We start from the raw sequence: 12,055 nt of genomic DNA, 5'->3' as shown, positions 1-12,055 counted from the left end.
TGCGGTCAGGAGCGGGTCGTACGCCGCTCCGCCGCAGGGGCGCCCGAGGGCTCGCGCAGGCCGGCCTGGAGCCAGGTGGCGACGAGGGCGAGCAGTTCCGGGTCGACCGGCTCACGCAGGAGGCGACGGTAGGCACGGAGCGTGGGCGGGCCCGGGTCGCGGCGCAGTACGTGGGTCAGGTCGGGGATGCGGTGGATCTCGGCGTGACCGCCGGGCACCAGGCGCCGGATCTCGTCCAGGTCGGCGGGAGGAACCTGGACGTCCTTGTCGCCGGTGACGGCGAGCACGGGGACCACGGCCGGAACGGCGGCCAGGTCGTCACGGGTGTCGTGGACGAGCATCTCGCGCATCCAGCGGGCGTTGACCCGGAGACCGGCGATGCGCGCCACGTCGGTGCGGGTGCGCTTGACGCGGGCCAGGACGCGCTCGCCCAGAGCGCCCAGCGGGCGGCGCAGGAGGCGGACCGGGGCGGGCATGCCCCCGAAGACCGACGCCGCCTGCCAGCGGAAGGCCGCCTCGCCCTCGCGGGCGAACCCGGCCAGCAGTACCACCGCCGCCACCTCCTGCCGGGCGGCGAGGGTCATGGCGTGGAGGGCGCCTTCGCTGTGGCCGACGACGCCGACGGCGTCGGGGCGTATGTCCGGGTGCGCGGCCAGGGCGCGCAGGGCGGCGCTGGCGTCGCGGCGGTTGTCGGTGAAGCCGCTCTCCTCCCAGACGCCGGGCGTGGACCCCGCGCCGCGCCGGTCGTAGCGCAGCGTGGCGACGCCCGCCGCGGCCAGGGCGTCGGCCAACGGGCGCCCGAGGTTCAGCGGCAGCCTGGGCGTGTTGCCCTCGCGGTCCAGGGGGCCCGAACCGTGCAGCAGGAGGACGGCGGGGTGCGGTCCGGGGCCGGCGGGAAGGCTCAGGGTGCCGGCCAGTGAGGTCCCGTCGTCCGCGGTGACCGTCAGGTCGGTTTCGGGCAAGGCTCCGCCTCTCTCGATCGCTCTCAACTACGAGAACGTTATCAGATGTGAGAACATGAGTCTCATGGCTACCTCGAATCTCCTCCTCCACCCGGTCCGCATGCGCATCCTCCAAACCCTGGTCGGCGCAGGCGAACTGACCACGGCTCAGCTGCGCGAGCGGCTCCCCGACGTCTCGCCCGCGTCCATGTACCGGCACATGGCCACGCTCACCGAGGCCGGTGTCCTGGAGGTGAGCCAGGAGAAGCGGGTGCGCGGCACCGTCGAGCGCAGCTACCGGGTCCGCCAGGACGAGGCCCTCGTCGACGAGGACGCCCGCGCCGCCATGACCAAGGACGACCACCGGCAGGCCTTCACCGTCTTCACCGGCGCCCTCATGGCCGACTTCGACCGCTACCTCTCCCGCGACGACACCGAGCCCGTACGCGAAGGCGTCCTCTACCGGCAGGGCGCGGTCTGGCTGACGGGCGAGGAGTTCACCGAACTCGTCGCGGAGCTGGAGGCCGTGGTCGCCCGTCGCACCGGGCGCAGACCGGACGACGGCCGCGTCCGCCACCTCATCAGTCTCGTCGTCATGCCGGACAAGGAGGGCGGTACGGCGTAAGGGAGGCGTATGGGAGTGGCACGGGATGGTGGCGCCCGGCCGGACAGGATCTAGGGTGTCCCGGATTGCCGGAAGGACTGGCCTGGAGAGACAGGGAGGCGGCCGTGGGTGCTGCGCGTACGAGCAGGACACCGTTGCCGGGGACGGGCGTGCGCTACGACCTGGTCACCCGTGAGCGGCGCCGGCTGTCGGTGGTGGCGGAGCAGGGCGGGGCGCGGACGCTGAGCGCGTACCGCAGGGACGCTCCGGACGACGCCGCGCTCTCGCTGCGGCTGGACGCGGAGGAGGCGGCCGCGGTCGTCGACGCCCTCAGGCCCGCCCAGCACAGTCCGAGCCTGCTGTCGACGGCCGAGCTGGGCCTGGTCGCGGAGCGAATCGGGCTGTCGGCGGCGTCGCACTGGAACGGGCGCCTGCTGGGCGACACCCGTACCCGTACCGAGACCGGCGTGTCCGTCGTCGCGGTGCTGCGGCGGGCCGAGGCGCTCCCGTCCCCGGGGCCGGACTTCCGGCTGGCCGACGGCGACACACTGATCGTGATCGGTACGCGGGAGGGCGTCGACGCGGCCGCGGAGATCCTCGGGCGGGAGTGAACCCGGCCCCTCGCGCCGGTGCGCCGGGCCGCCGCCCCGACCTCACGCGTTGGCGTGCGTCGACTCCGCGGGAGCCGCGGTGGCCGGCGCGGCCTTGCGGGGGCCACGGGTGAGGCGGCGGGCGAGGGGCTCGGTGAAACGCGCCGTCAGCGGACCGAGTACGACGAGGATGAGGACGTACGCCGTCGCCAGCGGGCCGATGCGGGGCTCGACCCCCACCGCGAGCCCGGCGATGACGATCGAGAACTCGCCGCGGGCCACCAGCGTGCCGCCCGCCCGCCAGCGGCCCGCGCCGCGCAGGCCGGCGCGGTGGGCCGCGTACCAGCCGGTGGCGACCTTGGTGAGAGCGGTGACGGCGGCGAGGAGCAGGGCCGGGACCAGGACCGGCGGGATGTCGGCCGGGTTGGTGGACAGGCCGAAGAAGACGAAGAAGACGGCGGCGAACAGGTCGCGCAGCGGGGTGAGGAGGCTGCTGGCGCCCTCGGCGACCTCGCCGGACAGCGCGATGCCGACGAGGAACGCGCCGACCGCCGCGGAGACCTGGAGTTCCTGGGCGATGCCCGCCACGACGAGGGTCAGGCCGAGGACCACCAGCAGGAGCGTTTCCGCGCTGTCGGAGGAGACCGCGCGGCTGATCAGCCGCCCGTGGCGCAGCGCGAGGTAGAGGACGGCGCCGACGGTGCCCAGGGAGATCAGCAAGGTGACGGCGCCGCCGGCCAGGCTGACGCCGGCCAGCAGGGCCGTGAGGATCGGCAGGTAGACGGCCATGGCGAGGTCCTCGATGACGAGGACGCCGAGGACGACGGGGGTCTCGCGGTTGCCCAGCCGGCCCAGGTCGCCGAGGACCTTGGCGATCACGCCGGAGGACGAGATCCAGGTGACACCCGCGAGTGCGACGGCGGCCACCGGGCCCCAGCCCAGGACCAGTGCCGCCACGGCGCCGGGTACGGCGTTCAGCACGAAGTCGACCGCGCCGGAGGGGTACTGGGTCTTGAGGTTGGTGACCAGTTCGGAGGCGCTGTACTCGAGGCCGAGCAGGAGCAGGAGCAGGATGACGCCGATTTCCGCGCCCGTGGCGGTGAACTCCTCGCTGGCCTGCATGGGCAGGATGCCGCCGTGGCCGAAGGCGAGGCCGGCCAGGAGGTAGAGGGGGATGGGCGAGAAGCCCACGCGGCCGGCGATGCGGCCGAGGAGGCCCAGGGCGAGGATGATCGCTCCGAGTTCGATGAGCACGGCGGTGGTGTTGTGCACGGGCGTCTGTCCTCCGGGGGGTCGGTGGCGGCGGGCGCGCGGGGCCGCGGGGCGGGGTACGGGGTGCGGGCCGGGCGGGGGCGCTGCCCGGCGTTGCAGGGCCGCCGCTGCGTCCACCCGTGCCGCCCCCAACGGCATGACTGCCCGCAGCGGCAGCGGCGTTGCGGCTGCCCTCAGCTACGACAGCGGCCGACGGATGCCCGGTGTCGCGGCGGGTGGCCAACGACGGCGTGGCGGCTGTCCGCGGTTACCACGGCGTTCGGCGGATGCCTGCCGTTGCTCGTGGCTGAGGTGGAGCGAGGAGGTGCGTCAGGATTCGGGGACGCTGTCTCGGGCCGTGTTGTCGATGCGCGTGGGGTTCACGGGGTCGGCGGGGCTGACGGTCGGGGCGGCTCGGTGCGTCTGGTGCATCCGGCTTGCCCCCGTCTCCTCGAACTGCCGTACCGTCTGGGTGAACTGATCGCCCGTCCGCTCGACGGAGCATCACGGCTCGGTAAAGAAGTTTACCGCATCACTTATTACGCATTGTGATGCTTTTCGGGGTGCATGGGGAGCAATGGCTCGGACTCCGGAGTGCCGTGCTCGCCCAGCCAGCGGGCCAGTTTGCCGCGGCGGCCGACGGCGCGCAGTCGGCGTTCCGCCGCCTCCCGGACCTGGGGTGTGGTGATGAGGAGCAGTTCGTCACCGGCGCGCAGCACGGTGTCGCGGTCGGGGACGAGACTGGCGCCGTCGCGGACGACCAGGGTGACGGCCGTCGGGTGCGGCAGCCGCAGTTCGAAGACGGTGACGCCGTGCAGCCGTGAACCCGGCGGGACGGACACGGTGAGCAGGTCGGCGTCCAGGAGGTCGAGCGGCGCCGTCTCGACCTGGATCTCGCGCAGCGCGTCCGGACGGGTCACCCCCGTCCACCGGGCCACGGCGGGCAGGGTGGGCCCCTGGAGCAGGGTGAAGAGGACGACGAGCACGAACACGATGTTCAGGGCGTCGCGCGCGCCGGTCACCCCCGCCACGACCGGGAAGGTCGTGAGCACGATGGGGACCGCGCCGCGCAGACCGGCCCAGGAGATGAAGACCTGCTCGCGCCAGGGCACGCGGAACGGCAGCAGGCAGAGCAGTACCGACACCGGCCGGGCGAGCAGCAGCAGGACCAGGCCCACGACCAGGGCCGGGAGGATCGCGGAGGGCAGTTCGCTCGGGTCGACGAGCAGGCCGAGCATGACGAACAGCCCGATCTGGGCCAGCCAGCCGACACCCTCGGAGAAGGAGCGGGTGGCCGCGCGGTGGGGCAGCTTGGCGTTGCCGAGGACGAGCCCGGAGAGGTAGGCGGCGATGATGCCGCTGGCGCCCAGCGCTCCGGCGGCGGCGAAGGCGATGACGCCGAACCCGACGGTGGCCAGCGGGTACAGGCCGGTCGCGGGCAGGGCGATGTGCCGCAGCGCGGCGACGCCCAGGCGGCCGGTCACCACGCCCAGGACGCCGCCGACCACGAGCTGGAAGAGGAGGTTGCCCACGACGGGGAGCGGGCCCGGCAGATCGGAGGTGGTGGAGAAGAGCAGGACCAGGATGATGGTGGGCGCGTCGTTGAAGCCGGACTCGGCCTCCACCAGCACGCTCACCTTGCGCGGCAGCGGCAGGGCGCGCAGTACGGCGAAGACGGCGGCGGCGTCGGTGGAGGAGACGATCGCACCGATCAGCAGGGCCAGCCGCCAGTCGATCCCCAGCAGCCAGTGCGCGCCCGCGGCGGTCACCACCACGGAGATCACCACGCCCACCGTGGCGAGCACTCCGGCCGGAGCGAGCAGGCTCCGGACGTCGCTCCACCGGGTGGTCAGCCCGCCCTCGACCAGGATGAGCGCGAGGGCGGCGGCACCCAGTGCCTGGGCCAGCTGGGCGTCGTCGAAGCGCAGACCGAGCCCGTCCTCGCCCGCGACGAGCCCGACGCACAGGAACAGCAGCAGGCTGGGCAGGCCGATGCGGTGGGCGGCGCGGGCCGCGGCGATGCTGGCCAGCAGGACCGTGCCGCCGATCAGCAGCATCACGTACAGCTCGGACAGGGTCATCGGACGCGCTCCGGGCCGCCCGCGCCCGCGTGCACAGCCCCGTAACCGGCGTGCGCAGTCCCGTACGCGGCCGTCTCCACGACCACGTACACGCCAGTGCCCACCGCCCCGTACACGCCCGTGCCCACCGCCCCGTGCCCGCCGGGTTCAGGACCCGGACGGCGGGCACCGGGTACCGCGCTCGCGCCGGTGCGGGTCGAAGAGTTCACCGGCGACTCCGGCGAAGACCAGCCCGGCGGCGATGAGCAGCCCGTGGGCCAGGAACAGGCCGGCGGCCAGCGCGCCCAGGGCGGCGGCGAGCAGCAGCCAAGCCCGGTGGTACCGGTACTCGCGCGGGCGGCAGGGCCGGCCGTCGGCGATGGCACGGGCGAACTGGGGATCCTCGCGGTGCAGGCGGGACTCGATCTCGTCGAGCCGACGGTCTTCGGGTACGGGCATGGGGTCCTCCTCCCGACGCGGGGCCCTGGACGGGCGACGCGGTCAGCGGGGCGGGCCATGTGCTCTCCTTGCGGGGTGGGGCATCACGATCACACCAGGACGGAGCGGCCGGGTAAGGGGAGTGGGTTCCAGACTCGCCCGCACGGGCATGTCCGGGCCATCCGGGGCGGCACCCAAATACGGCGGCCTGCGACCTGTAGGTGTACGTGTAGACGCACGTGATCCGTACGTGATCCGGGTGTCCTGCGCGCCCGCAGGGGGCCGACCGGGAAGGACCAGCTCGTGATCGTTTTTGGCACCAAGGGATACCTCTACCAACTCGCGATACTGACCCTGGTGTGCGACCGGTGCGGCAACCCCGCCGCGCACACGCTCAGGAAGCGGGTCACGAAGTTCACCCTGTTCTTCGTGCCGCTGTTCCCCTTCTCGACGAAGTACGCGACCCAGTGCACCTTCTGCGGCGCCGAGCAGCAGGTGACCAGGGAGCAGGCGGAGCAGCTCCAGGCGCAGGAGGCCGGTGGTCAGGCGTACGGGCCGTCCGGTCAGCAGCCGTACCAGCGGCCCTAGCGAGGGCGGCGGAGGTTAGCCGCTGCCCCCTGCCTTCCGCGTTGCCGGTTTCCGGCAGCGTTGACTACCCTCACGTTGCCGGACACCGCGCACCGGGCGTGAACGGCAGGGGAGGCGCGGGGTGACGGACCTGCAGACGGAGCAGCGGGAGACGTACCTGGCCGGGTACGCCGAGATCCTGGCGGGCGTCGCCGACACGGGGCGCCGGCTGACCCGCGACGAGCTGGAGGAGCGCAGGCTCTTCGGAGAGCAGGCCGCGGAGGCCGGTCACAGCCTGCGCAGTCTCGTCCGGCTGCACCTGGACGCCACCCGCACGTCCTGGCCCGGCCGCGGTGCGGCGGTCTCCGGCACCGACGTCACGGGCACCGTGCTCGCCGCCGTCGCCCAGGCCGTGGACGCCTTCGCGGAGGGCTACGAACGCGCGCAGCGGCTCGCCGTACGCCAGGAGGAGGCCGCGCGGCGGGAGTTCATCGACGACCTGCTCTACGGGCGCAGCGACCTCGGCCGCCTCGCCGAACGGGCCGAGCGCTTCGGGCTCGTCCTCTCCCACGCCCACGCCGTCGCGGTGGCCCAGGGGCCCGAGGCGTACGACGACACCGCCCCGGTCACACGGATCGTGGAGAGCGCGCTCATCTCCCGCTTCGGCGACCGGCGCGTCCTGATCACCACCAAGAACGGGCAGTTGATCTGCATCGCGCCCGGCGACCAGGACGAGGTCCTCACCTTCTTCGCCAAGCAGGCCTACGCCGCCACGGACGGCAACCGGGTGGCCGTCGGGCGGCCGCAGAACGGCGCGGGCGGCGTCGTGCACAGCTACGAGGAGGCGCTCAGCACCCTCGAACTCGCCGACCGGCTGGGCTTGGAGGAGCCGGTGGTGCGTGCCGCGGACATGCTGGTCTACCCGGTCCTGGCCCGGGACCGGCAGGCGATGGCCGACCTGGTGCTGAGCGTGCTGGGTCCGCTGCGCGAGGCCCGCGGCGGTGCCGAACCGCTGCTGCGGACCCTGGAGGTGTACTTCGACGCCGGCTGCACCGCGGCCGAGGCCGCCCGGCGTCTCACGCTCAGCGTGCGGGCGCTCACCTACCGGCTGGACCGCATCCACCAGCTGACCGGGGCGAACGCCTCCGACCCGGTCCACCGCTACACGCTGCAGACCGCGGTCATCGGAGCCCGGCTGCTGGGGTGGCCCGCCCAGGAGATCTAGCCTCGCGGGCCCTCCCGGCGACCGGTCGGCCCGGGGGCGTCAGTCCGTGATCTCCACCTTGCCGTTCTCGGAGGTGTCCCGGCCTGCCTCGCCCTTGGCCGTGATGCCTTCCTTGGCCGTGATGCCCTCCTTGGCCGTGCCCTCCTTGGCCGTGATGCCCTTCAGCAGGGACGCCAGGTCGACGCCCGTGGTCGAGCCCAGCAGTTCCATGCCCTGCGCCACGTTGTCGGCGACCGTGCGGGTGAGCCGGCTCGCGCCGTCCGTGGAGATGACCGTCATCTTGTCCACGGCCGCCAGCGGCTCGGACGCCTTCGCCACCACCTGCGGCAGCACCTCGACCAGCATCTGCAGCACCGCGGCGTCGCCGTACCGGTCGAAGGCGTCCGCCTTCTTCTCCATCGCCTCGGCCTCGGCCGCGCCCCTGGCACCGATCGCGGCGGCCTCGGCGTCACCCTCCAGCCGTACGGCGTCCGCCAGGGCGCTGCGCCGCTGCTTCTCGCCCTCACCGGTCAGGCGGGCCCGCTCGGCCTCCGCCTGGGCCGCGGCGATACCGGCGGCGCGCTCGGCCTCGGCCTGCTTCACCCGCGCCACCCGGCGGGCCTCCGCCTCCTGCTCGGCGGCGTACCGCTGGGCGTCGGCGGGCTTGCGCACCTCGGTGTCCAACTGGCGGTCCTTCAGCGCGGCCTGCCGCTCGGCGACCTTCTCCTGCTCGGCGAGGATGTCCTGCTGCCGGGCCGCCTCCGCGAGGGGACCCGAGGCGTTGGCGCGGGCCTCGGCCTGGTCGGTCTCGGCCTTGATCTCGGCCTGCTTCAGGTAGAGGGTCCGCTGTGCGACCGCGATCTCCTCCTCCGCCTTCAGCCGCGCCTGCTCGGCCGCCCGCCGGGCGACCGCCTCCGCGATGTCGGCCTCCTGCTTCGCGCGTGCCGCTTCGGGACGGCCGAGGTCCTCCAGGTAGGAACCCTCGGTGGTGATGTCCTGGATCTGGAAGGCGTCGAGCACCAGGCCCTGCCCGGACAGGCTCGCCTCCGCCTCCTCGGCGACCTGGCCGGCGAAGGCGGCCCGGTCCCGGATGACGTCCTCCACGGACATCCGGCCGACGATCGCGCGCAGCGCGCCGGACAGCACCTCCTGGGTGAAGCCGACGATGCCGTCCTGCTGCATCAGGAACCGCTGCGCGGCGGCGCGGATCGCGTCCTCCGTGCCGCCGACCTTGACGATGGCGACGCCTTCGAGATTGGCCTTCACCCCGCGCAGCGTCACCGCGCCGCGCACAGCGACCGGGATGTGCCGGGAGGAGAGGTCGAGCGTGAACCGCTGCTGCACGAACGGCACGACGAACACGCCGCCGCCCACCACGACCTTCTGGCCGCTGTTGTCGGTGAACACCCGGCCCGTCTCCGGGTCGGTGGACCTCTTGCCGCGCCGCCCGGTGACGATGAACGCCTCGCTCGGACCGGCCACCTTGTAGCGGCTGACCACCACCAGGGCGAGCAGCACCAGGAGTACGACGACTCCCACCACCGCGATGACGACAGGACTCATGACAACGCCCCCGAATCACACAGAGAGAACAGAGAGAACAGAGAGCAGAGAGAACAGAACAAACAGAGAACGAGTGAAGGCAGAGACGGCAGAGAAGGCGCGGGCCTCAGCGGTCCACCGGGCGCACCAGCACCGACGTCCCCGTCGGCACCGCCTCGACCCACACCTCGGCGCCCCGCGCCAGCGGCACCGTGCTGCGCGCCGCGCACTTCAGCGGCTGCCCGGCGAGCCGGAGCAGGACCTCGCCGTAGCCGTCCGCCGGGATGGCGGTCACGACCTTGCCGGACGTGCCGAGGAGGTCGTCGGTACGAGGCGTGACGGCGGTCCGGTCGCGCATCAGGGCGCGGCCGAAGCGGTACGTCAGCCAGCCGGCCCCCACTCCGGCGACCGCGCCGACGCCGGCGGCGCCCGCGGGACCGGTCCAGCCGGTGCCGAGGGCGATGGCGCCACCGAAGCCGGTCATCGCCACGAACCCGGCGACGACCGGCAGCGACAGCCACCCCTCCAGGACGCCGTCCAGCACTCCGTCGAAGACGCCTTCCAGCAGTCCGTCGAAGACCAGCGACAGGGCGAGCAGCACGACCCCCGTGATACCCAGCCCGAGAAACCAGGCCATGCGTGCCGTCCCCCTCCCGCCCGTCGCTGAGCTTCGGTGAGATGAATCGTCACACGCGGCGCGACAGCACGTCATTGCCGAGTACCGGCAATCTTTACGCGTCTTTGATGCCGCCCTCGATCTCTTCCGGCGCTCCTGGAACCGCGCCCGATGCCTGTACTGTCCTTCCCCAAATGGGGACTCATACGGGGAGCGTTCCGAACCAGGTTCCGCAGGGCGACGAGTACGCGCACATGGTGGTGTGCGGCGACGACGGGCTGGCCCACCGGCTGGCCGCCGAACTGCGCGGCGTCTACCGCGAACAGGTCACACTCGTCGTCCCGCCCGCCGGGCGCCGGGTGCGCCAGCCGGTGGTCGGGCGGGCCCGCGCGGCCTCGGCGGCGCTGCTGGACATGGTCAACGCGGCGGTCAACCGGACGGGCAACGCCGATCCGGGCGGCGCCGACCGAGAACTGGACGCCACCGAGCCGACCGAGGACGTACTCGCGGACGCCGGTGTCGAGCGGGCCACCGCGCTGGCCCTGGTGTACGACGACGACGAGACCAACATCCGGGCCGCCCTGACCGCCCGTCGGCTCAACCCCCGGCTGCGGCTGGTCCTGCGGCTGTACAACCGGCGTCTGGGCCAGCACATCGAGGAACTCCTCGATCAGAGCGCGACCTTGGCGACGGGCGACGGGCCCGGGTCCGGTACCGGCTCCGGCACCGGCACCGGAGCCGGGTCCACGACCGTCCTGTCCGACGCCGACACCGCCGCGCCCGCGCTGGCGGCCACCGCCCTCGTCGGCACCAGCAAGGTCGTCGAGACGGACGGTCTGCTGCTGCGCGCGGTCGAACGCAATCCGCCCCGCCCCGGCGAGGTGGCCGACCCGGGGCTGTGCACTCTGGCGCTGCTGTCCGCGACGAGCAACGACCCGGCCGGTGCGGACGGTTCGGAGGGCAGCGGCGAGCACGGGCCGCAACTGCTGCCCGACGCGGCGGCGGTGGAGGCGGCCACCGGACGCGGGACCGTGGCCCTGGAGCAGGTGTCGTACTCCGGGCCGCCGCTGCCCGCCGGGCGGGCCGGTGTGCCCGCCTTCGGCGAACTGTTCTCACGGCGGCTGCGGTGGTCGCTGGCCGGCCTGGCGGCCTGCGTGGTCGCCCTCGCCGTGGCACTGATGCTGGTCACCGGCGACCATCCCCTGCACGCCACGTACGTGACACTGCTCGATCTGTTCTCCATCAACGAACCCGCGCACAACAAGGACACCGGCCGTCAGATCCTCCAGCTCCTCTCCGGGTTCGTCGGACTGCTGCTGCTGCCCGTCCTGCTGGCCGCCGTGCTGGAGGCGCTCGGAACCTTCCGCAGCGCGTCGGCACTGCGGAAGCCGCCGCGCGGGCTCGGCGGGCATGTCGTACTGCTGGGTCTCGGCAAGATCGGCACCCGCGTCCTGACCCGGCTGCGGGAGATGGACATCCCCGTGGTGTGCGTCGAGGCGGACCCCGAGGCGCGCGGCATGGCGACCGCGCGGCGGCTGCGGGTGCCGGTGGTACTCGGGGACGTCACCCAGGAGGGCGTCCTGGAGGCCGCCAAGATCCACCGCGCGCACTCCCTGCTCGCGCTGACCAGCGTGGACACCACCAACCTGGAGGCGGTGCTGTACGCGCGGTCCGTACGGTCGCGGCTGCGGGTGGTACTGCGCCTGTACGACGACGACTTCGCGACCGCCGTGTACCGCACCCTGCGGGCCGCCCACCCGGGCGCGCTCACCCGCAGCCGGAGCGTGACGCACCTGGCGGCGCCGTCCTTCGCCGGGGCGATGATGGGCCGGCAGATCCTCGGGGCGATCCCCGTGGAGCGGCGGGTGCTGCTGTTCGCGGCGGTGGAGGTGGCGGGGCATCCGCAGCTGGAGGGGAAGACGGTCGGGGAGGCGTTCCGGGCGGGGGCGTGGCGGGTACTGGCGCTCGAGGTCCCCGACGGCGAGGTCTCCGACGGTGGGCGGGCGCAGGGCGGTGCGCCGGAGCGGGCGCGGGAGTCGCGGTTGGTGTGGGAGCTGCCCGACACGTATGTCCTGCGGGGCTCGGACCGGGTGGTGCTGGCGGCGACGCGGAGGGGGCTGGCGGAGTTGCTGGGGCGGCGGGCCGCCCGGCGAGGGGTGGACGTGTAGGGGCGCCGCCCCTACGGCCCCGCCAGGGGGGGCGCCGCCCCCTGGCCCCCGGCCTGTGCCGACCCACCACCCGA

At 73.4% G+C, this 12,055-nt stretch carries 11 protein-coding genes; 5 read left to right on the top strand and 6 right to left on the bottom strand.

Annotated features, from left to right (window positions below; all coding sequences use genetic code 11):
- Nucleotides 1-5 precede the first annotated feature (5 nt).
- A complete protein-coding gene (locus tag Sru02f_RS01345) occupies nucleotides 6-962 on the bottom strand; it encodes an alpha/beta hydrolase family protein (RefSeq protein ID WP_109029375.1) in 957 nt (318 codons plus the stop codon).
- A 64-nt stretch (nucleotides 963-1,026) separates the two neighbouring features.
- Between Sru02f_RS01345 and Sru02f_RS01340 the strand changes: the two genes are divergently transcribed.
- Both Sru02f_RS01340 and Sru02f_RS01335 read left to right on the top strand, forming a co-directional pair.
- A complete protein-coding gene (locus Sru02f_RS01340) occupies nucleotides 1,027-1,566 on the top strand; it encodes a helix-turn-helix domain-containing protein (protein ID WP_109029374.1) in 540 nt (179 codons plus the stop codon).
- A gap of 104 nt (nucleotides 1,567-1,670) precedes the next feature.
- Nucleotides 1,671-2,156: a cation:proton antiporter regulatory subunit gene (locus Sru02f_RS01335; RefSeq protein WP_109029373.1), complete on the top strand. Its 486-nt coding sequence runs from the start codon at nucleotides 1,671-1,673 to the stop codon at nucleotides 2,154-2,156.
- Between the two features lie 42 nt (nucleotides 2,157-2,198).
- On the opposite strand, the gene Sru02f_RS01330 is transcribed toward Sru02f_RS01335, so the two are convergent.
- The 3 genes from Sru02f_RS01330 to Sru02f_RS01320 all read right to left on the bottom strand — a co-directional run bounded on the left by Sru02f_RS01330 (nucleotide 2,199) and on the right by Sru02f_RS01320 (nucleotide 5,905).
- A complete protein-coding gene (locus Sru02f_RS01330; RefSeq protein ID WP_109029372.1) occupies nucleotides 2,199-3,407 on the bottom strand; it encodes a cation:proton antiporter in 1,209 nt (402 codons plus the stop codon).
- A 518-nt stretch (nucleotides 3,408-3,925) separates the two neighbouring features.
- Entirely contained in the window at nucleotides 3,926-5,467 is a 1,542-nt protein-coding gene (locus tag Sru02f_RS01325; RefSeq protein WP_109029371.1) for a potassium/proton antiporter, read from the bottom strand.
- Between the two features lie 147 nt (nucleotides 5,468-5,614).
- Nucleotides 5,615-5,905 carry a DUF3040 domain-containing protein gene (locus tag Sru02f_RS01320; RefSeq protein WP_109029370.1) on the bottom strand — a complete coding sequence of 97 codons (291 nt, stop codon included), beginning with the start codon at nucleotides 5,903-5,905 and terminating at the stop codon, nucleotides 5,615-5,617.
- 282 nt (nucleotides 5,906-6,187) lie between these two features.
- Between Sru02f_RS01320 and Sru02f_RS01315 the strand changes: the two genes are divergently transcribed.
- Together Sru02f_RS01315 and Sru02f_RS01310 are read left to right on the top strand one after the other, a co-directional pair.
- On the top strand, nucleotides 6,188-6,472 hold the full coding sequence (locus Sru02f_RS01315) for a zinc-ribbon domain-containing protein (RefSeq protein WP_109029369.1): 285 nt from the start codon (nucleotides 6,188-6,190) through the stop codon (nucleotides 6,470-6,472).
- Between the two features lie 121 nt (nucleotides 6,473-6,593).
- Nucleotides 6,594-7,676, top strand: coding sequence for a PucR family transcriptional regulator (locus tag Sru02f_RS01310; RefSeq protein ID WP_109029368.1), 1,083 nt, complete (start codon nucleotides 6,594-6,596; stop codon nucleotides 7,674-7,676).
- 39 nt (nucleotides 7,677-7,715) lie between these two features.
- Here the strand turns inward: Sru02f_RS01310 and Sru02f_RS01305 are convergent, their stop codons facing one another.
- Complete coding sequence (locus tag Sru02f_RS01305) at nucleotides 7,716-9,218, bottom strand: flotillin family protein (RefSeq protein WP_109029367.1); 1,503 nt, start codon at nucleotides 9,216-9,218, stop codon at nucleotides 7,716-7,718.
- Nucleotides 9,219-9,324: 106 nt separating this feature from the next.
- Entirely contained in the window at nucleotides 9,325-9,834 is a 510-nt protein-coding gene (locus Sru02f_RS01300; protein ID WP_109029366.1) for an NfeD family protein, read from the bottom strand.
- A 233-nt stretch (nucleotides 9,835-10,067) separates the two neighbouring features.
- Between Sru02f_RS01300 and Sru02f_RS01295 the strand changes: the two genes are divergently transcribed.
- The gene (locus Sru02f_RS01295) at nucleotides 10,068-11,981 is read left to right on the top strand and encodes an NAD(P)-binding protein (RefSeq protein ID WP_109029365.1); all 1,914 of its coding nucleotides are present in this window, start codon (nucleotides 10,068-10,070) and stop codon (nucleotides 11,979-11,981) included.
- The last annotated feature ends 74 nt before the right edge of the window (nucleotides 11,982-12,055 follow it).

Source organism: Streptomyces rubrogriseus (genome assembly GCF_027947575.1).
GTDB classification, from domain to species: Bacteria; Actinomycetota; Actinomycetes; order Streptomycetales; family Streptomycetaceae; genus Streptomyces; species Streptomyces rubrogriseus.
Note: the sequence above shows the minus strand (reverse complement) of the source record. Positions and strands in the feature narration are given on the sequence as shown.

Excerpts from the sequence above, each read along its gene's own strand:
- Sru02f_RS01340 (WP_109029374.1), top strand. The coding sequence starts at position 1,027 with ATGGCTACCTCGAATCTCCTCCTCCACCCGGTCCGCATGCGCATCCTC.
- Sru02f_RS01325 (WP_109029371.1), bottom strand. The coding sequence starts at position 5,467 with ATGACCCTGTCCGAGCTGTACGTGATGCTGCTGATCGGCGGCACGGTC.
- Sru02f_RS01320 (WP_109029370.1), bottom strand. The coding sequence starts at position 5,905 with ATGCCCGTACCCGAAGACCGTCGGCTCGACGAGATCGAGTCCCGCCTG.
- Sru02f_RS01305 (WP_109029367.1), bottom strand. The coding sequence starts at position 9,218 with ATGAGTCCTGTCGTCATCGCGGTGGTGGGAGTCGTCGTACTCCTGGTG.
- Sru02f_RS01300 (WP_109029366.1), bottom strand. The coding sequence starts at position 9,834 with ATGGCCTGGTTTCTCGGGCTGGGTATCACGGGGGTCGTGCTGCTCGCC.
- Sru02f_RS01295 (WP_109029365.1), top strand. The coding sequence starts at position 10,068 with ATGGTGGTGTGCGGCGACGACGGGCTGGCCCACCGGCTGGCCGCCGAA.